Annotated in this window: 13 protein-coding genes and 2 tRNA genes; 7 read left to right on the top strand and 8 right to left on the bottom strand. The window is 45.0% G+C overall.

Annotated elements, in window-relative coordinates; genetic code table 11:
• Nucleotides 1-8: 8 nt before the first annotated feature.
• Nucleotides 9-1,889 carry a methyl-accepting chemotaxis protein gene (locus TSUB_RS12295; protein WP_087019341.1) on the bottom strand — a complete coding sequence of 627 codons (1,881 nt, stop codon included), beginning with the start codon at nucleotides 1,887-1,889 and terminating at the stop codon, nucleotides 9-11.
• Between the two features lie 308 nt (nucleotides 1,890-2,197).
• On the opposite strand from TSUB_RS12295, the gene TSUB_RS12290 reads away from it, so the two are divergent.
• The 4 genes from TSUB_RS12290 (at nucleotide 2,198) to TSUB_RS12275 (ending at nucleotide 7,482) form a co-directional block, all read left to right on the top strand.
• Nucleotides 2,198-3,517 (top strand): Na+/H+ antiporter NhaC family protein, encoded by a 1,320-nt coding sequence (locus tag TSUB_RS12290; RefSeq protein ID WP_087019338.1) that lies wholly within the window; start codon nucleotides 2,198-2,200, stop codon nucleotides 3,515-3,517.
• A gap of 248 nt (nucleotides 3,518-3,765) precedes the next feature.
• On the top strand, nucleotides 3,766-5,439 hold the full coding sequence (gene ushA, locus TSUB_RS12285; RefSeq protein WP_087019335.1) for a bifunctional UDP-sugar hydrolase/5'-nucleotidase UshA: 1,674 nt from the start codon (nucleotides 3,766-3,768) through the stop codon (nucleotides 5,437-5,439).
• 108 nt (nucleotides 5,440-5,547) lie between these two features.
• The gene (gene ybaK, locus TSUB_RS12280; RefSeq protein WP_087019332.1) at nucleotides 5,548-6,021 is read left to right on the top strand and encodes a Cys-tRNA(Pro) deacylase; all 474 of its coding nucleotides are present in this window, start codon (nucleotides 5,548-5,550) and stop codon (nucleotides 6,019-6,021) included.
• A 336-nt stretch (nucleotides 6,022-6,357) separates the two neighbouring features.
• Complete coding sequence (locus tag TSUB_RS12275; protein ID WP_087019328.1) at nucleotides 6,358-7,482, top strand: hypothetical protein; 1,125 nt, start codon at nucleotides 6,358-6,360, stop codon at nucleotides 7,480-7,482.
• A gap of 82 nt (nucleotides 7,483-7,564) precedes the next feature.
• Here the strand turns inward: TSUB_RS12275 and smrA are convergent, their stop codons facing one another.
• The gene (gene smrA, locus TSUB_RS12270) at nucleotides 7,565-8,146 is read right to left on the bottom strand and encodes a DNA endonuclease SmrA (protein WP_087019324.1); all 582 of its coding nucleotides are present in this window, start codon (nucleotides 8,144-8,146) and stop codon (nucleotides 7,565-7,567) included.
• Between the two features lie 115 nt (nucleotides 8,147-8,261).
• Nucleotides 8,262-8,402, bottom strand: a complete 141-nt coding sequence (locus tag TSUB_RS12265) for a DUF3149 domain-containing protein (protein ID WP_087019321.1) — start codon at nucleotides 8,400-8,402, stop codon at nucleotides 8,262-8,264.
• 493 nt (nucleotides 8,403-8,895) lie between these two features.
• Here TSUB_RS12265 and TSUB_RS12260 point away from each other — a divergent pair.
• Both TSUB_RS12260 and TSUB_RS12255 read left to right on the top strand, forming a co-directional pair.
• Nucleotides 8,896-8,972, top strand: a tRNA-Pro gene (locus tag TSUB_RS12260).
• Nucleotides 8,973-9,291: 319 nt separating this feature from the next.
• Nucleotides 9,292-9,368: transfer RNA gene (locus TSUB_RS12255), tRNA-Pro, on the top strand.
• Between the two features lie 232 nt (nucleotides 9,369-9,600).
• Here the strand turns inward: TSUB_RS12255 and TSUB_RS12250 are convergent.
• The 4 genes from TSUB_RS12250 to TSUB_RS12235 form a co-directional block, all read right to left on the bottom strand.
• Nucleotides 9,601-10,230: a DUF1007 family protein gene (locus TSUB_RS12250; RefSeq protein WP_087019319.1), complete on the bottom strand. Its 630-nt coding sequence runs from the start codon at nucleotides 10,228-10,230 to the stop codon at nucleotides 9,601-9,603.
• A 115-nt stretch (nucleotides 10,231-10,345) separates the two neighbouring features.
• Nucleotides 10,346-12,256, bottom strand: a complete 1,911-nt coding sequence (locus TSUB_RS12245) for a hypothetical protein (RefSeq protein WP_087019316.1) — start codon at nucleotides 12,254-12,256, stop codon at nucleotides 10,346-10,348.
• A gap of 271 nt (nucleotides 12,257-12,527) precedes the next feature.
• On the bottom strand, nucleotides 12,528-14,405 hold the full coding sequence (locus TSUB_RS12240) for a hypothetical protein (RefSeq protein ID WP_087019313.1): 1,878 nt from the start codon (nucleotides 14,403-14,405) through the stop codon (nucleotides 12,528-12,530).
• A 215-nt stretch (nucleotides 14,406-14,620) separates the two neighbouring features.
• Nucleotides 14,621-17,350 carry an insulinase family protein gene (locus TSUB_RS12235; protein WP_087020356.1) on the bottom strand — a complete coding sequence of 910 codons (2,730 nt, stop codon included), beginning with the start codon at nucleotides 17,348-17,350 and terminating at the stop codon, nucleotides 14,621-14,623.
• Between the two features lie 186 nt (nucleotides 17,351-17,536).
• Here TSUB_RS12235 and sixA point away from each other — a divergent pair, with 186 nt between their 5' ends.
• Entirely contained in the window at nucleotides 17,537-18,007 is a 471-nt protein-coding gene (gene sixA / locus TSUB_RS12230; protein WP_087020414.1) for a phosphohistidine phosphatase SixA, read from the top strand.
• Nucleotides 18,008-18,201: 194 nt separating this feature from the next.
• Here the strand turns inward: sixA and TSUB_RS12225 are convergent, their stop codons facing one another.
• Nucleotides 18,202-18,747 (bottom strand): elongation factor P hydroxylase, encoded by a 546-nt coding sequence (locus tag TSUB_RS12225; RefSeq protein ID WP_087020359.1) that lies wholly within the window; start codon nucleotides 18,745-18,747, stop codon nucleotides 18,202-18,204.
• Between the last annotated feature and the right edge of the window lie 355 nt (nucleotides 18,748-19,102).

Raw genomic sequence — 19,102 nt, 5'->3', positions numbered from 1 at the left:
TGCCTGTTTTAGTAGGTGAACTTATTGATTTGCGTTTCAAGCGAGTCAGCAAGCTCGGTAAGTGAGTTTGCTTGGTTTGCCGCAAGTTGAGCGCCTTCAGCAAGCTGATCGGTCAGGGCACGGATGTCTCGAGTATTGGTATGAATGCTTTGGGTCACCTGCGCTTGTTCTTCAGCAGCAGCCGCAATAGTTGATGCCATATCATTGATACCAGCGACAGCGTCGGTAATACTGCATAGGTTTTCAGCCGCAGTTTGCGCATCTTGAACGCTGGTTTCTGCCAACGTATGACTGCGGTTCATGTTCTCTACAGCTTGATGAGTGGTGGTTTGCAGCGTATCGATATTGGTTTGGATCTCTTGTGTTGCATCATGGGTGCGCTGACTCAAAATTCTCACTTCATCAGCAACGACGCTAAAGCCGCGTCCTTGCTCGCCTGCTCTAGCCGCTTCTATGGCAGCATTTAGCGCGAGTAGGTTGGTTTGCTCTGAGATACCTTGTATCGAATGGAGGATGTCAGAAATCGCCTCTGATTGACGTTCTAACGCGGCAATGACTGTGGCAGAGGTTTGAATACCGTTGGCAAGTTCAGCAATAGAAGATTGCGTTTGTGTCACTTGTTGATTGCCTGAATTGGCCTCACTATGGGCTTGGTTGGCTGATTGGGCCGTGAGTTCAGCATTCTTGGCGACTTCGGTGGTTGAACCTGTCATCTGCTCCAGCGCACTTGCAACACTAATCACCTCTTGCTGTTGGTGGAGAACTTGCGATTTACGTTGCTCCGCTTGTTCTGCTATGTGATGACTTTGCGATTTCAATTCTCCTGCAACCTTGGCAATTTGCTGGATGATGCCCTGCATCTGGTCAGTGAAGAGGTTGAAGTTGTGAGCCAGTTTGCCGACTTCATCCTTATTTTTTGGGTTGAGGCGCTGTGTGAGGTCACCGTTGCCACTGGCTATTCGCTGGAGTGCTTTCGAGACATTAGAGAGATCACGAAAGAGTAGATTGAGGATAACCATCGTGAGCGCAATGATCACTGTGGCGCTGAGTATGCCAATCAGTAACATGGTTCGAATCGCTTGTGCGGCATCCGCCATTTCTATGCGTTTATCGAGCTCAAGTGCTAGCCACCAATCGGTGTTCGGTATAGGGGAGAAGCGAAACAGTTTCTCCTCGCCTTCTACATTTATGGTGATGTCAGCTTGAGATTGATATGCAGACGTAAAAAAGTCTGTCGAAAAGTGACGATCTATTCTTTTCACCGACTGATTTAACATATGAGGAAGGTGATGCGCCAAAATGGTCTCTCCGCTAAAGAGATAGGTATGGGCATTTTCTCCGACCACAATATGAGTGAGCTCTTCAATGAGATCATCGATCTCGACGTCTGCGGCGATAACACCAACAAGTTGGCCATGTTGATAGACGGGTACAGAGAAGGTCATTAAGTTTCCGCCTGTTCCAGCATCTGGGTAGACATCAGACATGACCATTGTCCCCTGAGAGACCGCATCTTTGTACCAATCGCGAGTTCTAGGGTCGTAATCGCTCGGTAACTCATCATCAAGACTGATAAACATGCCGCCATGAGGGTCTGCGAAATAGACATCAAAGAAGTCTGCTGACTGACGTGCTTGAATGAGGGCAGGCTTTGCAGGAGGAAAGGTATCTGCGATCACCAGTGCTTCAATGATCTGGCTACGATCGGCAATCCAATCTTGCACTATGGCAGTGAGTGCAATGGTTGCGAGCTCTGTTTTCTCATTAATGTGATGAGCCGTGTTGCGGTAGAACTGGTTCCCGACGATCAATGCGTTAAGAAAGCCCACCGTCAGCAGTGACAAGAGCGTCACGCCAAGTATTTTTTGCTTGAGAGTTAACTGCTTCATAATCTCAGACTCTTAAAAAGTGTTGCATACATAGTTAGTACAACCATGCGACGAAGTGTCTGCTTATTTTGTCATTAAAGTGGTCGCAATTGCATATTGACAGACAAGTTTTATAGAGATGAGCCTCAAATAAGACCCGTATTGATACGGGTTATCAACATCTAGAGCGGTGTTTTTACATCTCGCTAAGAACCGTTGATGTTATTTAAACTGGAAATAGACATGAAGCGGTTTAGCCATCCAGACGTTGACATGGATAGATGTAATGTATAGTCTACGCCGAATTTTTAGAATGATGAGCTGAAAAAATGCCAAGCAACAACATTAATGTAGATACCCAAGCGTCAGCAATAGCGCTGCTTCCGTTGGGACTTTTCCTGCTTATTTTTATCGGTACTGGTACTTATATGACCCTTCAAGGGGTTGATATGGCGTTTTATCAGTTATCAGCGCCTGTTGCAGCCTTACCTGCGATTGTGTTGGGTATATTGCTCAGCAAAGAGAAGCTTAATCGTGCGATTGAGCAGTTTCTTAATGGTGCCGGACATAGTGACATCATTGCGATGTGTATGATCTACTTGCTAGCGGGCGCTTTTGCTGCCGTTGCCAGTGCAACGGGGGGAGTAGAAGCGACGGTTAACCTAGGGATGATGATGATTCCGGATACATTGATTCTACCGGGAATCTTTGTGATTTCGGCTTTTATAGCGACATCAATGGGCACATCAATGGGGACGATTGCTGCGGTTGCGCCTGTTGCGTTGGGGATAGCAAACGCTGCTGATATGGATATCGCCTTGACCGCCGGTGTTGTGCTGAGTGGGGCGATGTTTGGTGATAACCTGTCCATCATTTCGGACACGACAATTGCTGCTACCCGTTCGCAGGGTTGTGAGATGAAAGATAAGTTTCGTGAGAATATCCGTATCGCACTTCCTGCCGCTATCGCTGCCATGGTGTTGTTTGCCTTTAGCAGTAAAGTCAGTTCAGCTCCTGTGGCAGAGCAAGTCGAATGGCTCAAGGTTCTGCCTTATCTCACCATTTTAGTGTTAGCCGTTGCTGGATTGAATGTGTTTGTTGTGTTGAGTATCGGTATTCTGTTGGCAGGTTTGATTGGCTTTATCTCATCGCCAACCTATATGCTGTCGACATTCGCCAATGACATCTATGGTGGGTTTAGCAAGATGCAAGAGATCTTCCTGTTGTCTATGATGATTGGTGGTTTGGGAGAGCTGATGCGTCGCCAAGGTGGACTGGTATTTATTACTCGCCTTATCAGTCGTCTGTTGAAAGGTAAAGCCCACACTACTCGAAATGGTGAAGCGGGGATTGCTGCTGTTGTCGGGTTAACCAATGCCTGTACGGCAAACAATACGGTCGCGATTATCGTTGCGGGTGGAGTCGCAAAAGAGATTGCGGAAGAAAACCACGTTTCACCACGTCGAAGCGCAAGCTTACTCGATATCTATTCGTGTGTTGTACAGGGGTTATTGCCTTACGGCGCGCAGGCATTACTGTTGGGATCCGTGTTTGGACTATCGCCGCTTACCGTGGTTAGTCACTCGTACTATTGTTTCTTTCTCGCCATTGCTGCTGCTGTAACTATGGTGTTTCGTAAGCGTCACTAATTGTTCAATGCACTGTGAAGCATTTTTTAACATGCTTTCAGTGCATTCCTTTCAGGTATGGCAATTTCATAATTTCTAACACTCTCAATATCATATGTGACATGGATATCATTTATGATGTTGTCCGAATGCATTGATAGTCAAATAAATTAGACTTTCACTGTTTTCCAACACAAAACAACACGCCTAAACTCTCTGTCTTTAATAAAAAATGTGCACCTGTTCGCACATTTATGTGGGTGATAATAATGAAACATTCTCGAGTTTTCCGCACTGCTGTGAGTGCCGCCGTTTTGGCTGGCTTGTTTGGTTGTACGACAACGTCAACAACACAAGCTCCAGGATGGGAAGAGGATACGGTTTATAAGCTAACGATTCTTCATACTAATGACCATCATGGTCGCTTCTGGGAAAACCGTCATGGTGAATATGGTATGGCGGCGCGTAAAACACTGCTAGATGAACTTCGCATGGAAGTCGCTGCTGAAGGTGGTACGGCATTGTTACTATCAGGCGGTGATATCAATACGGGTGTACCTGAGTCAGATTTACAGAACGCAGAGCCTGACTTTAAAGGTATGAACATGCTTGGTTATGATGCGATGGCGTTAGGTAACCATGAGTTTGATAATTCGTTGGATGTTTTGCGCCAGCAACAAGAGTGGGCTAACTTCCCAATGCTATCGGCCAACATTTATGATCGTGCCAGTGGTGATCGTGCTTTCCAACCGTACGAGATCTTTGAGCAGCAAGGGATCAAAATTGCCGTCATCGGTTTAACCACAGAAGATACCGCTAAAGTAGTGCATCCAGACAATGTGCGAACGCTTGAATTCCGCGACCCTAAGGTTGAAGCACAGAAGCTGATTGATAAGTTAAAAGCGACAGAAAATCCTGATGTTATCATCGCGACGACGCATATGGGTCACTACGTTGATGGTAATCATGGTGTGAATGCTCCAGGTGATGTTGCATTGGCTCGTCATTTAAATGAAGGGGATCTCGACATTATCGTTGGTGGTCACTCTCAAGAGCCTGTGTGTATGGAAGGCCCTTCCATGTACAACCTTAACTTCAAGCCAGGTGAAGAGTGTCAGCCAGATAACCAAAATGGTACTTGGATAGTACAAGCGCATGAGTGGGGTAAATACGTCGGTAAGGCGGATTTTGAGTTCGTCAATGGTGAGCTCAACATGGTGAGTTACGATCTGATCCCGGTAAACCTTAAGAAGAAAGTGACCCTTGAGGATGGCAGTTCGAAGCGCGTATTTATCCAAGATGAAATCCAAGCAGATGAAGATGTGCTTGAGTTTTTGCGTCCGTTCCAAGAGCGTGGTCAAGACTTGCTTGGAGAGGTGGTTGCAACCTCGACTGACAAGTTGGAAGGTGACCGTAATGTCGTCCGTTTCCAACAAACCAATCTAGGGCGTCTGATTGCTAAGTCCCATATGGAGCGTGCTAACGCAGATTTTGCAGTGATGAACTCAGGCGGTGTGCGTGATTCGATTGAGTCAGGTGAGTTTACCTACCGTGACGTACTGATTGTTCAGCCATTTGGTAATATGGTGACCTACAACGACTTTACGGGTGCGGAAGTCATTGATTACCTAAACGTGGTTGCGACTAAACCCGTTGATTCTGGTGCGTATGCACAGTTCTATGGCATTGAAATGACGGTTGCAGATAATCAAGTGCTTGATGTTCGCATTGGTGGTGAACCGATTGATATGAACAAAACTTACCGTTTTACCGTGCCTGACTTTAACGCCAACGGTGGTGATGGCTACCCTGTGATTACAGATCATCCTGGGCATGTCAATACGGGCTTTGTTGATGCTGAAGTGTTAAAAGCATACTTAGAAGCAAACAGTCCTATCAACCCTGCGGATTATGATCCTCAAGGTGAAATCACTTACAAATAAGCCACTTGTTAGTTAAATTCAAAGGCGCTCTCAAAAGGGGCGCCTTTTCTTTTGGCTCAATAAAGGTAAAGTACTTAGTTCGCGATTTGATAAGTGGGAGGGTGAGCTTTGACACCAGCAATCAATTTGCTAAAGAAAAAAAAGGTGCCTCATAAGGTACACCAGTATCATCATGATTCGAGTAATACGGACTTTGGTCTTGAAGCTATTGAAGCGCTCAATCAAGACGGCGAGCAAGTGTTTAAGACGCTTCTTTTTTGTATCAACGGCGATCCTAAGGCATTGAATGTTGCTGTTGTACCGGTAGCTAAAAAACTTGATTTAAAAGCCGCGGCGAAGGCAGCCGGTGCAAAAAAAGCCGAGATGGCAAACCCAGACGTCGCAGAGAAAGCAACTGGATATATTGTGGGTGGGATCAGCCCCCTAGGCCAAAAAAGACGATTGCCGACTTTTGTCGCGGCTTCAGCGCAGCATTTTTCGACCATGTTTGTTAGCGCGGGGAAAAGAGGTGTTGAAGTTGAACTCTCTCCCAGTGACTTGGCTAAATTAACGAATGCACGTTTTTCAGATATCGCGCGTTAAATTGAGTTTCATAAAATTGACAGTTTTATTGATATTTATCTAATCGATTGATTTTTATGATATGGAACGCAAATCAAGCTGTAACCGCTAAAATATGACAAAATACGTATTTTTCACGGTGTTGGTGGTAGATGTATATAATGAATCTGTCGGCATTCGTAGTCTGATTTGGTGATAATGATTAGGTATTATTGATTTTCTAGCGCTTTGTGTGACTTTTAATGGAAAGAGTCACTTATGACATTTTTTTCTGTTTTTTATTGGCAAAAATTATGACCCTCCCTAATACTTGATATGCAATGGATGAATTGTGATTCAAGTATTAAGGAAACAATTATGAATAAAATAGCGAAGGTCTCAGCGTTAGCCTTAGCTTGTTCTTTGGTGTTGACAGGCTGCCCCTTTGATAGTGATGATGACCTACCACCAGCAACAAGTAATCCGGGCACAGTGACGCTTTCAGGGACGGCGACCAAGGGTGTGTTAGGCAGTGCAACTGTTGTTGGTTGTTTAGTGACGTCTTCGACGTGTACAAGTAGTACTTTGACAGCGGCGGACTTCGGCGCTGTGGGCGAAAGTCCGGTCACAGGGCAAGTCGGAACCACACAGTTAACGAATGCCGATGGTTCGTATAGCTTGGATCTTGGTAGCGCAGCGAACGGATTACCTGTCTTAGTAAGAATTTTTGCCACGTCTGCAACAACCGTTGAATGTGACTTTACCGGATGTAATGGTGGTGCCGGGCAGGATCTGCCGGTCAATTTTGAGCTTCAAACCGTGCAACTGATGAGTGACCCATCAAATAATACACTTTCGAGCAATACTGCTAACGTAAGTGCGTTGTCGACAATTGCAGCAGAAGCCTTTGTGGAATCGGTAAGTCTACCGACGGGCAAATTGACTGCGTCTGAGTTTGAAGCGGCGCAAAAAGTTGTGAGCGACTCAGTGGCCAGTGTCTTGGGGCTAAATACAGCGGTAACTGGAGGTACGGTTAACTTGTTTGATCTCCAAGTACCGACGGCTAATGCATCGACACTTTCTGGTGTTCAGGATCAAACAGTTGATGGGTTAACAGTACCTGCTGCGCTAGTGCAAGAGCTTGCGTTATTCAATGCATCTTTTGGTGCAATCGGTGTAAAAGATGGTAATTTAGATGCGGTGACAAACTCAGTGGCAAATGTTGTTAAGAAACGTTCTAACAACGAAACCGTTAGTGATGCTGATTTGGGTGACTTGAAAACGAAGATCGGCGAAGTGAAGGCGGAAGCCGCAGCTCAAACAACGGCGGTGAATAATGACCCAGATACGGATTTAAATCTTTCTGAGCCAACCGTTGCCGACCCGGATGATATCGTGGATAACTCCAATAATACCACTGTTGATATTCCTGATGTTACACCAAGTGATCCAGATCCAACTGGCGGTACTGGTGGTGGTAATGAAGGCAGCAATGACGGTTAACATCTAGTTGCCGACAGTAGTAATAAAGACAAAAAGCGCCATAGGGCGCTTTTTGCGTTATATGTTTCACCGTTGGAAGGTGCTAGCCTAAACGCTTTTGATGTCGTTCTCTGTTTTCAAGTTTCTTTTCCGCACTTTTCTTGATGGACACGTACAGCGCACCTGTACCGCCATGAAATCGTTGTGCCGAGTGGTAACACATCACATCACTCAGTTGCTCTAGCCAAGTTGACAGGTAGCTTTTCATCATGGCTGGAGGATTAGACTTTTCGCCCTTTCCATGAACGATCAAAACCTGGCGAATATCCACACGTTGGCATTCTTTCAAAAACTGTAGGACGTCTTCTCTTGCTTGCTTCAGTGTCTTTCTATGCAAATCGAGCCGTGCTTGAATCTCATATTTACCAAGCCGCATTTTGCGAAAAACCCCTTCTTGCACACCATCACGTTTGAACGCGAGAAAATCATCCGGTTTAACCATATTGGCATAGTCCAGAGAAAGGTAGTCAGTGTTGCTTTCAGCGAGGGATTGCGCGGCTTTTTGTCGTTCGCGATGCGCATCGGTTGTTTGGTGCTTTTTTTGCTGCTGCACTTGGTCCTGTTCCAAAGGCGTGATATCCGCCATCATGGAGCGAAACAGATCTAGGTCGTCGTGTTCTGTCATGACTCGTCTTCTTCAAACAAATGAATCATGCAGTGAGAATAGAGAAAGAGAGAAAAGAAAGCCAGAACTGAAAGTGCTAAAGAGTATCTGGCTTGAAAGTGTGATAGAGATGGAACTACTGAGGAGTAGGGGCTTTCAACACCTTATAGATAAAGAAGCCAGCAAAGAACAGCATGAGGCCTAACGCACCAAAGATGACGATCATTGACGACAGTCCGATAGCATTACCGAACAGTAGGTCTAGCCAAAATTCCATGTTGAGCTCCTTATCAATCGGTTACCCAGTTCCACTTTCCCTCTTTTCGCGCGTTGTTGTGATGATCTTGATCAATGGTTAATGGATTTTATATTGATTGGGGTTATTTTGTGATGACATCGAAATTTGACGAGACACTTCGTGATGAGATGCTGGTTTGCTGAGCGAGTTGTTGTAAATATCTGCATTTGAGCCGATTAAGCAAAAAAAGTCCCTTAAAGCTATTGTCAAATGAATCTGGAACAGTATTATAGGCGTCCTTGCTAAGGGTGATGTATTCGCTTAGAAGCAAAAAGTATCTCGGTGAATAGCGCAGTTTGATAGCGCATCTCCGGCTTTTAGGAATAGCGGACCAGAGGGCGACCCTCTGTTACTATGAATAAAGCAAAAAATATCTCGGTGAATAGCGCAGTTTGGTAGCGCATCTCCGGCTTTTAGGAATAGCGGACCAGAGGGCAACCCTCTGTTACTATGAATAAAGCAAAATATATCTCGGTGAATAGCGCAGTTTGGTAGCGCATCTGGTTTGGGACCAGAGGGTCGGGGGTTCGAATCCCTCTTCACCGACCACATTTAAGAGTTTGGTTGTGTTGCTTTTCAAAGCAATGAGGGTCGGGGTCTGGAAGCCCAGCCGCGTCGTTCCTTCTTCACAGACCACATTCTGTACAGTGTCGATACGTCGATATTCGTAAAATTATCGGTGATAGCAAAATTTGATAGCGTATCTCCGGCTTTTAGGAATAGTGCACCAGAGGGCGACCCTCTGTCACTATGCTTAAAGCAAAAAGTATCTCGGTGAATAGCGCAGTTTGGTAGCGCATCTCCGGCTTTTAGGAATAGCGGACCAGAGGGCGACCCTCTGTTACTATCAATAAAGCAAAATCTATCTCGGTGAATAGCGCAGTTTGGTAGCGCATCTGGTTTGGGACCAGAGGGTCGGGGGTTCGAATCCCTCTTCACCGACCACATTATAAGCCTCGTCATTTGACGAGGCTTTTTTCTATCTGTAGGTTTGGATTTTGGCCTGATTGAGGGTCGTGGTCTGGAAGCCCAGCCGCGTCGTTCCCTCTTCACCGACCACCTTATAAGCCTCAACTTGCCGTCCGCGTCGTTTGACGAGGTTTTTTGTTATCTGCTAGTTTGGCTCCCCCCTTTACCGCTCTTTCAATAAGTTAAATCATTGATTTACAATCGTTAGTTATTCTTCCGAAGTACTGCATTGGGCTGTAATGAGCTGTGAGAAAGTGAAGCCTAGATTATCGATGGATGGGTTATCGCTTTTATCTAAATTTTCGGCGTAAGCGAGTAAGTCGTCATCAATCACGGGCTCTGTAATTGAAAACGTACAGGGGAGTTGAGGAGATACAGTGATATTGATATCTGATAACGCTCTGTGTTGCATGTCTACATAATATTCTGACTCATAGGTACGCCATGAGAAAGGAGATGTCACTGCGAGACCTTCGGGAAGTTCAAGCCTGAACTTTATCGCTATCTCTGTTTTTTCTTGGAATATCTCAGCATCGGTTAACCTTAAAGGCTCAATAGCGAGCTGGCTATGCTGGAACTGACTGAAATAGTTTTGTGAAGTGATACTGTCGACAAGCCCATCTTTAAGGTTGTCGAGCATATCTTGAGGAACTTGACCCGTTAAGTTTAATCCCATGACCATTTGACTGGAAGACATGGGATCGAAGTACCATGTCATATCAACGTATCGCCACTGATGCTCATGAATATGAATTTCAGACTTTAGTGACATCCACGCGTGAGGGTGGGCGATGCTGCTTGTTGAAACAAGCCAGAGTAAAACTAGTAGAGGTCGCATTGCTTTATAGTGTGTTATTTGTTTGGTGTAGTGTACTTTCTAGATGATAGAAAAACAAAAAGCATGTCTTTTTTAGACATGCTTTGACGTGACTTTGAGGTTAACTTAAGTGGTATTAAGAGTCACCACCACCTGCGCCACCGTCACCACCTGTGCCGCCCGTACCACCAGTACCGCCGTTATCGACTTCACATTGTACCATGTAGTTAACTGTGTAGGTTTGATTAGACTCGGTCAATGAAACATTGGTGGTCTTAGCACCATAACCATTACCATTGACGAAGGTGTATACATTGAGGTCAAGGTTATCTGCGACAACGGATGGGAACTCCGCTGCGCCAGTACTCGTGTTAGCGCTGTGATAGTAGCGGTTCCCTGAAACGCGAATATAGGCAGGTTGAGATTTCACAATGCTATTGTCTTGCTCACACATGGCTTGCACATTGATCTGCGGGGTAATTGTTGTTAAATCGTCGGTACTCAAGCTCAACTTAACCGCATCCAACGCACAAAGTGAACCCGTGTAAGCACCATTTTCAACCCCTGCTGTGGTGAAGCTACCACCATTAACTCTGACGCCTTCTATTTTGCTCTCACCATCAATAAGAAGCTGCATGGTCATCTCGATATCAGGTGTATAGGTAATGGTGAGCCTTTCTGGGTTTGTTTCACTGAAGAAGCCAGTACCAGAGAAGCCACTTGCTCTTAGTGTTGGATAAAAGTTAACAACGTTTGGTGTTTGACCATCTTGGAAGACAATATCAATGTTACGAGTTGGCGTGCTACAGCGTTGGCTTTGTACCCAGTCTAGGTTCCAGTATGAAAGGTGTTCAACTTTCATCTCAGTGATAAAGACGTTGTTCTCTTTATCGAAGTGCTCATCAGATTCGGTGTTCAAAGTGACAACAGAGTTGTGTTTAGACTTTGTCCACTCTCCCGTAGATTCTTCGTAACTCCAAGTAGGAATTGAGATAGTTTCGTCTGGGTTATCTTGGGCATCGGCAATATCGATAAGCGATTTACCAATCCAATCTTGCGGTTGGTCCAAGCTGGTTTCTGCTTCATCAAGATCGACTTGCCAAATAGTGTCGGCGGGTACGCGCATTTGAACAACAACAGGTTCGCCACCTTCTTCAACGCCAAAGCGTTTAACGGCCTCGCCTTCATCGGTGGTGATGTCGATAGCAACAAAGCCTGCTGAAATAAAGGCAAAGTCATCGACAGTGTCGTCTGAGCCTTCAACAGCTGCACTCGCGACATTAAATCCACCCGGGAAGCTATCTAGCGCGGATGCAGACGCCTCGCCAGTACCACGTGGTTCGTTAGAGAAGTAATTCATTCTGACATCAATGTTGCTACCAGACACAGCGTTGCCATTTGCGTCTTGGAGTACAGCGTCGGTGCTGATTACTAACTTAGCTGCGCCACCCGCTAAGGCTGTATTATCTTTGCCATCTGTCGCAGCGCTACCTGTGTCGATTTCAATGGCTTCAGGCAGTGTAGCATCTTCATTGATCTCTTTTTTTGCGCCAGCAAAAACAACGGCTTTATCAGTTTCGTTGACACTCTCATCAAATTTAACCAGTTGAACTGGTGAAACGAAAGCCGACTCAGGAGAGCGTGGGTCGATACGAATCAGCGTAGAAGTGGACGTGTATCCAGTACTTTCTACAACAGCGGTGATGACTTGAGTGTCTGCCTCTTGGCTAATGCTATCATCAATGAGAAGGTTTAAGGTACCACTGTCGCTTGGCTCTAAAGGAAAGCTAAGTTCCGACGTTGTGGCTGGATCAACCGTTTGCTTTGATAGGTATTGCGCACCTTTACCTGATAGCGTGACTGTTGCAGCATTGGTGAGTAAGTTGCCTTCGCTATCAATAAGAGTGAGGGTCAGAGAGTGACCGACAGGATCAACAGCTGGCGGCGGTGTATAGCTCTGGTGGAAGGAGTCAGAATCGGAACAGGCTGTTACACCCAATAGCCCAGTAAGAATGGCGGTGGCAAGCGCCGTTTTTTTAAGAGTCATGATATCCGTATTGCCTTGTTATGAATGAAAGAAAACTAATAAATACAATAAATAAATGTGACAAAAGTCACCAGGTGTTGAAATTATCATACATTTTGTGTTGTAAAAAATGATCTTCGTTCAGTAACTATAAAAAGTGGATACCGACTCATATTAATGTTAATAACTTTGGTTGGTTATTTTTGTTGGGAATGTTTGATGGTGAAGGTGTTTTCTATGGCGATTAAAAAGGCATGCCGAAGCATGCCTTGTAGTGCACGTGCGTTGAGAATTATGAATCGTTGTTGTTGTCGTCACCAGCACCTGTACCGCCGGTGCCACCTTCACAAGTTACAGAACGAACAAGTTCAACATTGGAGTTAGAGTCGACGCTGAATGTTGTTGAGATAGTATCATAGGTAAAGTTTTCAACATCCCAAACATACGCGTCAGCTCGGTAATCACCCTGTTTCAAGTTTGCCTTAACTGGTGCGCTTGCACTTGTATAACGCCAAGTTACCCAGCTACCTTCACTGGTATAGATATAAACGTAACCAGGTTGTTGGGTTTCAAGGCTTGCGTTATTACAACGGTCGACAATAGTAAAGTCTACGTCAAAACTTGGAAGAGGAGTGACATCGAGAGTTATCGCATAGTTGATCAGGCGATCTCGTTGTCCTTCGCTACCGCCACAGTAATTTAGCCCAGAGACTGTGCCATTCTCTAATGTTCCGTTATCTAGCGCATTACCATTTGCGTCTGTGATTACAAGGCTAGAAATGTTAGAGGTTGATGTACCTGCCAGTCCCATTTTCAGTGTGCCTGTATAAGGTGGGACACGAACTAACGTTATATTAGGGCTATTGTCATACGTGGTTTTGTACTTCTGCCAACCACCGCTTGCTCGACGCATACTCAGTGACAGATTTTCATTCGTTTCACCAGTGCTGTCGCTAACCGTCATTTGAATCTTACAGCGGTCTCGGCCAAAGTAGTCTAAGTTGAAGTAAGAGAGGTGATTGACACTCACAACGGCAGGGAAGTTGCCATCTGCATCTGCTGCACCCAAGGTTGCATCACCTTCGTAGCTCCACTCTCCTGCTGTTTCATCATAGCTCCAGAATGGAATGACACTGCCTTCCCCGACTTCATTGCCATTTTCATCTTTTGTACCAGCTGGAACAGTGAAAGTGATTTCGACGGGTTTAGATTCTTCGTCGCCGCCAGTTGAGAATTCTTTTACCAAGTTGCCAGCTTCATCTTCGATCTCGATAGCAACAAAGCCAGCACTAATGAACGAACCACCTTCTTCGCCATCGTCAAAGTTAGCGACACTGGCTGGTTCTAAACCGCCAGGGAATTGATTTAATGGCGATTTCTCTTCTTCCGCTGCGTTATCCGGGTCAGCTGAGAAGTATGAAACGTTGGTAGAAAGTGCTCCGGAGACGACGACGGTTTCACCTGCAGCATTTTTGGCGATCAGAGTTGTGTTTGCTGGAATTGAGACAGAAGCAGTCGCACCTTTGTTAACGCTTGCGAGATCACCTTCTTCTAGTTTAGGTGTCACTGATGCGATGGGTACGGTAATGACCGCAGTTTTTTCCTCAGTATCAACAGTGATATCTGTGCTTGCGGTGGTGACTTCTTCTGCTGAGGCAATCGCAATATTTTCAGCCGCGGCATCAAAAGTTTTTGACGTTAAAGGAACTGTAGCGGTAATCGTGCCGGATTCTGCCGCCGCTTTATCCACAGAAACAGTGACTTTGTTTGAGAAGTTGCCATCTGCAGTGACGACAAAGTCTATCTGAACCGTCACACCATTATCAAATGCCCCTTCGTCATACGCGAGCGCTAACGCAACTACGCCATTAGTTGGGATTGCCACTTCAGTGAGCGTTTTTCCATCACCATCCACAACACGCACTGACTCAGACGCAGCAGAGGCGGCGGCTCCAGCATTGACAGAAATCTTCGCTTTACCGTTTTGGAGATTAGAAACAGGGTTACCATTGCTGTCAGGTACGACTAGCGAGATAACCGTTGAGAACTCTTTGGCCGCTGGAGGTGCTACTGGCCCAGTCTGAGTAACACCGTCAGAGTCTGAGCAAGCAGATAGGCCGAGTAATGCAGCAAACACTGACGCTGCAAGTGCCGTTTTTTTTGTGTACATATATATCCCTACTAACCTAGCATTAATGAAAAATGCTGCGTACTGCATTCCCTCGCAGCAATACTCAGTTGGATGGATGAATTGAGCCAACACAAGCAAGAAAAGGTTAGCATGTGTCTTAGTGCTACAAGTATGTCAATAGGGTGTTGTTTTTATGAATTGTGATTCCTATTAAATATTTAATGTAAATTTCAATATTCTCAATAAATGTGTATTTATACCTCCCAGTGATTTAATGAGCCTAGTTCATGATGCTTTTTTCCTTGTGAATACATGATGATACGATCTGCTGATCGAGGTTTAAGGGTTTCGACAACAAATTTTATCATGTCAATGCGTTGTAACGAGCGGATCGAATCAGCAACTTTTTGTCGGTGGTTGAACTCGGTATCTTTGTTACCAATGGCAACCCAATAGCGTTGAGCACGTGCACGAAGGTTTGTGTCGGGTTCTGAAATTTGCGCAATAAGTCCTGCCTTGCTGCTTTCCCACTGCTCGTCACTTAGCTCTAGTAACTCGAGGGCGAAGGCATTAATGAACTCGTCAATCGCATAGTGAAGGTCTTCTGTTCCTTTCAATGGACTTTGAATATAGAAGATGATGCCGGGATAACGATTTAACGGCATGTTAGCGGTGCCTACCATATAACCAAGTTGCTGCTTGGTTCTTAGCTGGTGGAAGAAGGTCGCTGACATTAAGTGATTGGCTAAAGTGTATGTAGCCACGGCCTTTGGAGATTTATTGGGTGATTGGTAGTAAACCAAGATGGCCGAATCATCATGATCTATTTTCAGCTCATGTAACCCTGTCCCTAGTCCTTCTAATCGATGTAGTGGGCGCTCAACTTCTCCATATTTTTGATCGATAACGCGAAAGGTGTCTTTGAGTGTTTCTGCAATCTTGAGTGCATCACTTTTTAACCAGTCGCCATAGATAAACGCATCAATGTGGAGCTCAGAGAGAATCGACTCAACAAATGATGGCAGCTCCTCAAGAGTAATCGTCTCGAGCTCTCGCAAAAGCTCCGCATATGGAGGGTTGTTGGGCTGGAGCAACCCAGAGAGAGTATTAAACAGCTGAGAAATTGGTTTCTCTTTTGTGGCATTTTGCCAGTTCCGTGTCATTTGCGCTTTGATGAAATGAAAGCGCTCTTCATTGAAGTCTCGACGGGTAAACTTGTCTAAGAGTAGTTGCAATAAAAGTGGCTGCTTCTGAGAGAAACCAGACAGTTGCAGGGTGACGCCGCCTTGGTGGGCATAGAGGTTGTAACCCAACCCTGCGATTTCTGCTTGATATGCCGCCTCATTGCACGCCTCAAGCAGCATTTCAACGCAAAGTCGCGTTTTGACAATGCTTCGGACGGATGCCACCGCGGCAGGGCTGTCGATCGCAATATACATGACACCTTTTGGGAGGTGAAACTCACTGTCTTGTTTGTGCCATAATCGAAACCCAGGGAGTTCTTGAAGGAGTGTTGGCAGCTCACCTGCACTATCTTCAATAGGTTTTGGGTCGAGAGACTCAGTGATAAAGGGGTTTTGTGTCGGTAACTGATGCTGAGGGCTCAGCATTGCGTTGGACCACTTTTTTAGTTGTAACGGTGTAAAGGGTTCAACGGCATAAGGTGTATCATACCATTTAGCGACCCTATCCGTTTCGACACCTCTGGCTACCATGGTAAGTCGCATATTTGCTGGGATGAGTAAATCAAGCAAGCCAATGATGAGCCCTTCGTCATAGGCTTGCATCATGTAATCGCCATAAACAATATCTTCGGGCGCGTAATTGAGTAGGTTAAGCACCAAATAGGAGACGGTGTCTAAAGGGCGGGATTTCTCTTGAAATCGGAATGCAGATTCAAGCACTGCGCATTTCTCATCATATCGCCACGATTGTAACCCTGTTGTTCTCACTCTCGCGATATATGAAAATATCTCTTCGACGATTTCATCTATGCGGCTGAGTCCTTTTGGCGTCAAATTAACGCTAATGGTGAATTCTCGAAAGTTTGAACCTGAAAGACCGCCTCCGGCAGCCAACGCATTGATAAGTTCCTGAGATTTTAGGCTAGACATAAGGCTGCCTGGACCTTCATAGCCAATCAAGTGCGCGATGTAAGAGAGCGGTTTAACTCTGTAATGCTCATCGATGTTAGGTAGCGCAAACGAAAGAGTGAGTTTGCGAACATCTTTTATTGGTTCGACTCGGATAAACTTCGCTTGCTCTCTCTCTGTCAAAAAGGGGACCGAGATAGGCGTCGAATGAGTGTTATTAAAGGGGACGTCGTTAAAATAGCTTAGCGCAAACTTTTCGAGTTGCTCTAAGGGCTGAGGACCCATTAAAACGAGCCCCATTCGATGAGAGGAGTAGTTCTGTTGATAAAAAGCAATTAAGTCGTCACGCACAGATTGGTTGGGGCGATCATTGAGTGTTGATAGGCTGCCGACGGAGAACTTGCTAAACGGGTGTAATGGGTTGATGGTTTCTTTATAGACTTGATAAATGCGACGTGTGTCATCGCTTATCTTGAGTTTGTATTCTGAATCAACCGCATTGCGTTCTTTGTCAACCGCATCGCTATTGAACAGTGGTGCGGTAAAGAATTGTCCAAATCTATCTAGCCCTTCAGCAAATGCATTTGGTCTAACATCAAAAAAGAAAGTTGTATTTTCAGTACCAGTCCAGGCGTTGTTACTTCCCCCAGCCAAATTGATAAAAGACTGGAAATCACCCACTTTAGGATACTTTTCAGTGCCTAAAAACAGCATGTGCTCTAGGAAGTGCGCCATTCCTTGGCGGTCTTCTGGGTCATCAAAGTGGCCGATTTCCACAGAAAGTGCGGCGGCAGACCGAGTTGCATCACTATCATGAACAAGGAGGACTCGAAGTTGATTGTCGAGAACGAGGTGCTGATACTGTTTACTATCGTTGGGGCTAACGTGCACAGGGAACCTTTTCAATCTCAGAACGTCATCACAATGACGAGATAAGTAAAATGTGACAGTACTTTCACATTTATATAATTCTTAATTATGACGGGGATAACGCTTACTGGCAAACCAATGCTTTACCATGACAGAGTTCCGCTGGTAGCATTAGCAGTGAGATCTCATATAGCCGGACACGATTACATGCAAATACTCATAATGCGCCATGGTGAAGCTCAGACCTTTGCTCACACGGACCCGCTTAGGCCTTTGACTGAACGTGGTCGTCTGGCATCCATTAAAATGGGGCAGTATCTGGTAGAAAAAGGGATCGAGAAGGTTGATCTGGCAATGGTCAGTCCCTACTTACGCGCTGAGCAAACATGGCGGGCAGTGAATACCTACTTGTCAGCGCAGAGCGTAGAAACCGAAGAGATGATTACCCCCTATGGTGATCCGGAAACGGTATCTGCGCTGATTAAAGCGACAGTGGCGATAAGGAACTTGGAATGTATGATTTTGGTTTCTCATTTACCGCTTGTTGGTTATTTGACCTCAGAGCTGGTACCTGAAATGTCACCACCTATGTTCCCGACATCAACAGTAGCGTGTATTGAATATAATACACACACAGATCAGAGCGTATTAGCCTGGATAGAATCTATATCGGCATAATTTGTACTTAACACCTCTATTAAGTGCTGTGTGTTTTTAAATTCTCGATCCCTCACCACACAATATGCATGGATAAGAAGTGAGTTAGCGCTTCGAGTTGATGGCAAAGTGTGATGGTGTGGTATGTAGCATATGGAGTAATTCAAAGTGAAACGGGAATCTTGAAATAAATACCTGTCCAACTATTTATACTTCTAATTTGGATTCCATTCTAGATTGATGAATCGAGATATCTCTAACTTATCGATCTTATAAAAATCTCTTAACGCGTGACTGAGTTGCTCTGCGCGCTTAGGAAGGCCGCTTTCAAGATAAGAATGGACTTGATCTAGCACTCTTTCAGTAAACTGGTGGCGATTGACCTCTGCGCCACTTAAATTATCACAACTGACTCTAAACGGTTTTCCACAGCTAGCGCTTAAAACCCACTCTATTGCTTGTGGTTTTATCTCTACAATTTCAAATTGAGCTTGCTGCGCCTCAGTCCGCCCATCAGGCTCGTACCAATATCCGTAGTCAACGAGCATGCGTCTTTGGTCGCCTGCAATGCACCAGTGCGCTATTTCATGTAAGGCGGAAGAAAAGTATCCGTGTGCAAATATAACTTGATGAAATGCATTTTCGTTATTTGCGGGCATATAGAGAGGCTCATTATCACCTGCAATGAGTTGAGTATTATAGGTGGCTAAAAATTGCTGGTTAAAAACGCTTATAAGGTCAGATACGTCAAATGTGTTCATAATATTAGGTCTGCTTTATCCTCGTGATTAAATAGTAAGGCAATTTTGTCGTGATTAATTATGTTGTCAACAAATAAAAGCGATAACTTGTAACACCTCTATCTCATTTCAGGTTTTAAAGTGCGAACTGTAGGGCTAATTTGCTGAAAACATATAAATTTAATGTGCCATCTGTTTATAGATAGTGATAACATCTTTTTCTTGTGAATGCTTTGTTCGCGTTCATAATTTGTATGATTGTTTTGCTGTGCTTTTTACAACACGGATAGCGACTGCTTTTTGAGTGCTTATTTCTTGTTGGTTAGGTTGGGTTTTCTTTGAAAACTCATTGAGTACGGCTATTTGTTTTACAGCT

The sequence above is a fragment of the Thaumasiovibrio subtropicus genome, assembly GCF_019703835.1.
Classification (GTDB): domain Bacteria; phylum Pseudomonadota; class Gammaproteobacteria; order Enterobacterales; family Vibrionaceae; genus Thaumasiovibrio; species Thaumasiovibrio subtropicus.
The sequence above is the reverse complement of the archived record's forward strand: the minus strand, read 5'-3'. Positions and strand labels throughout refer to the sequence as shown.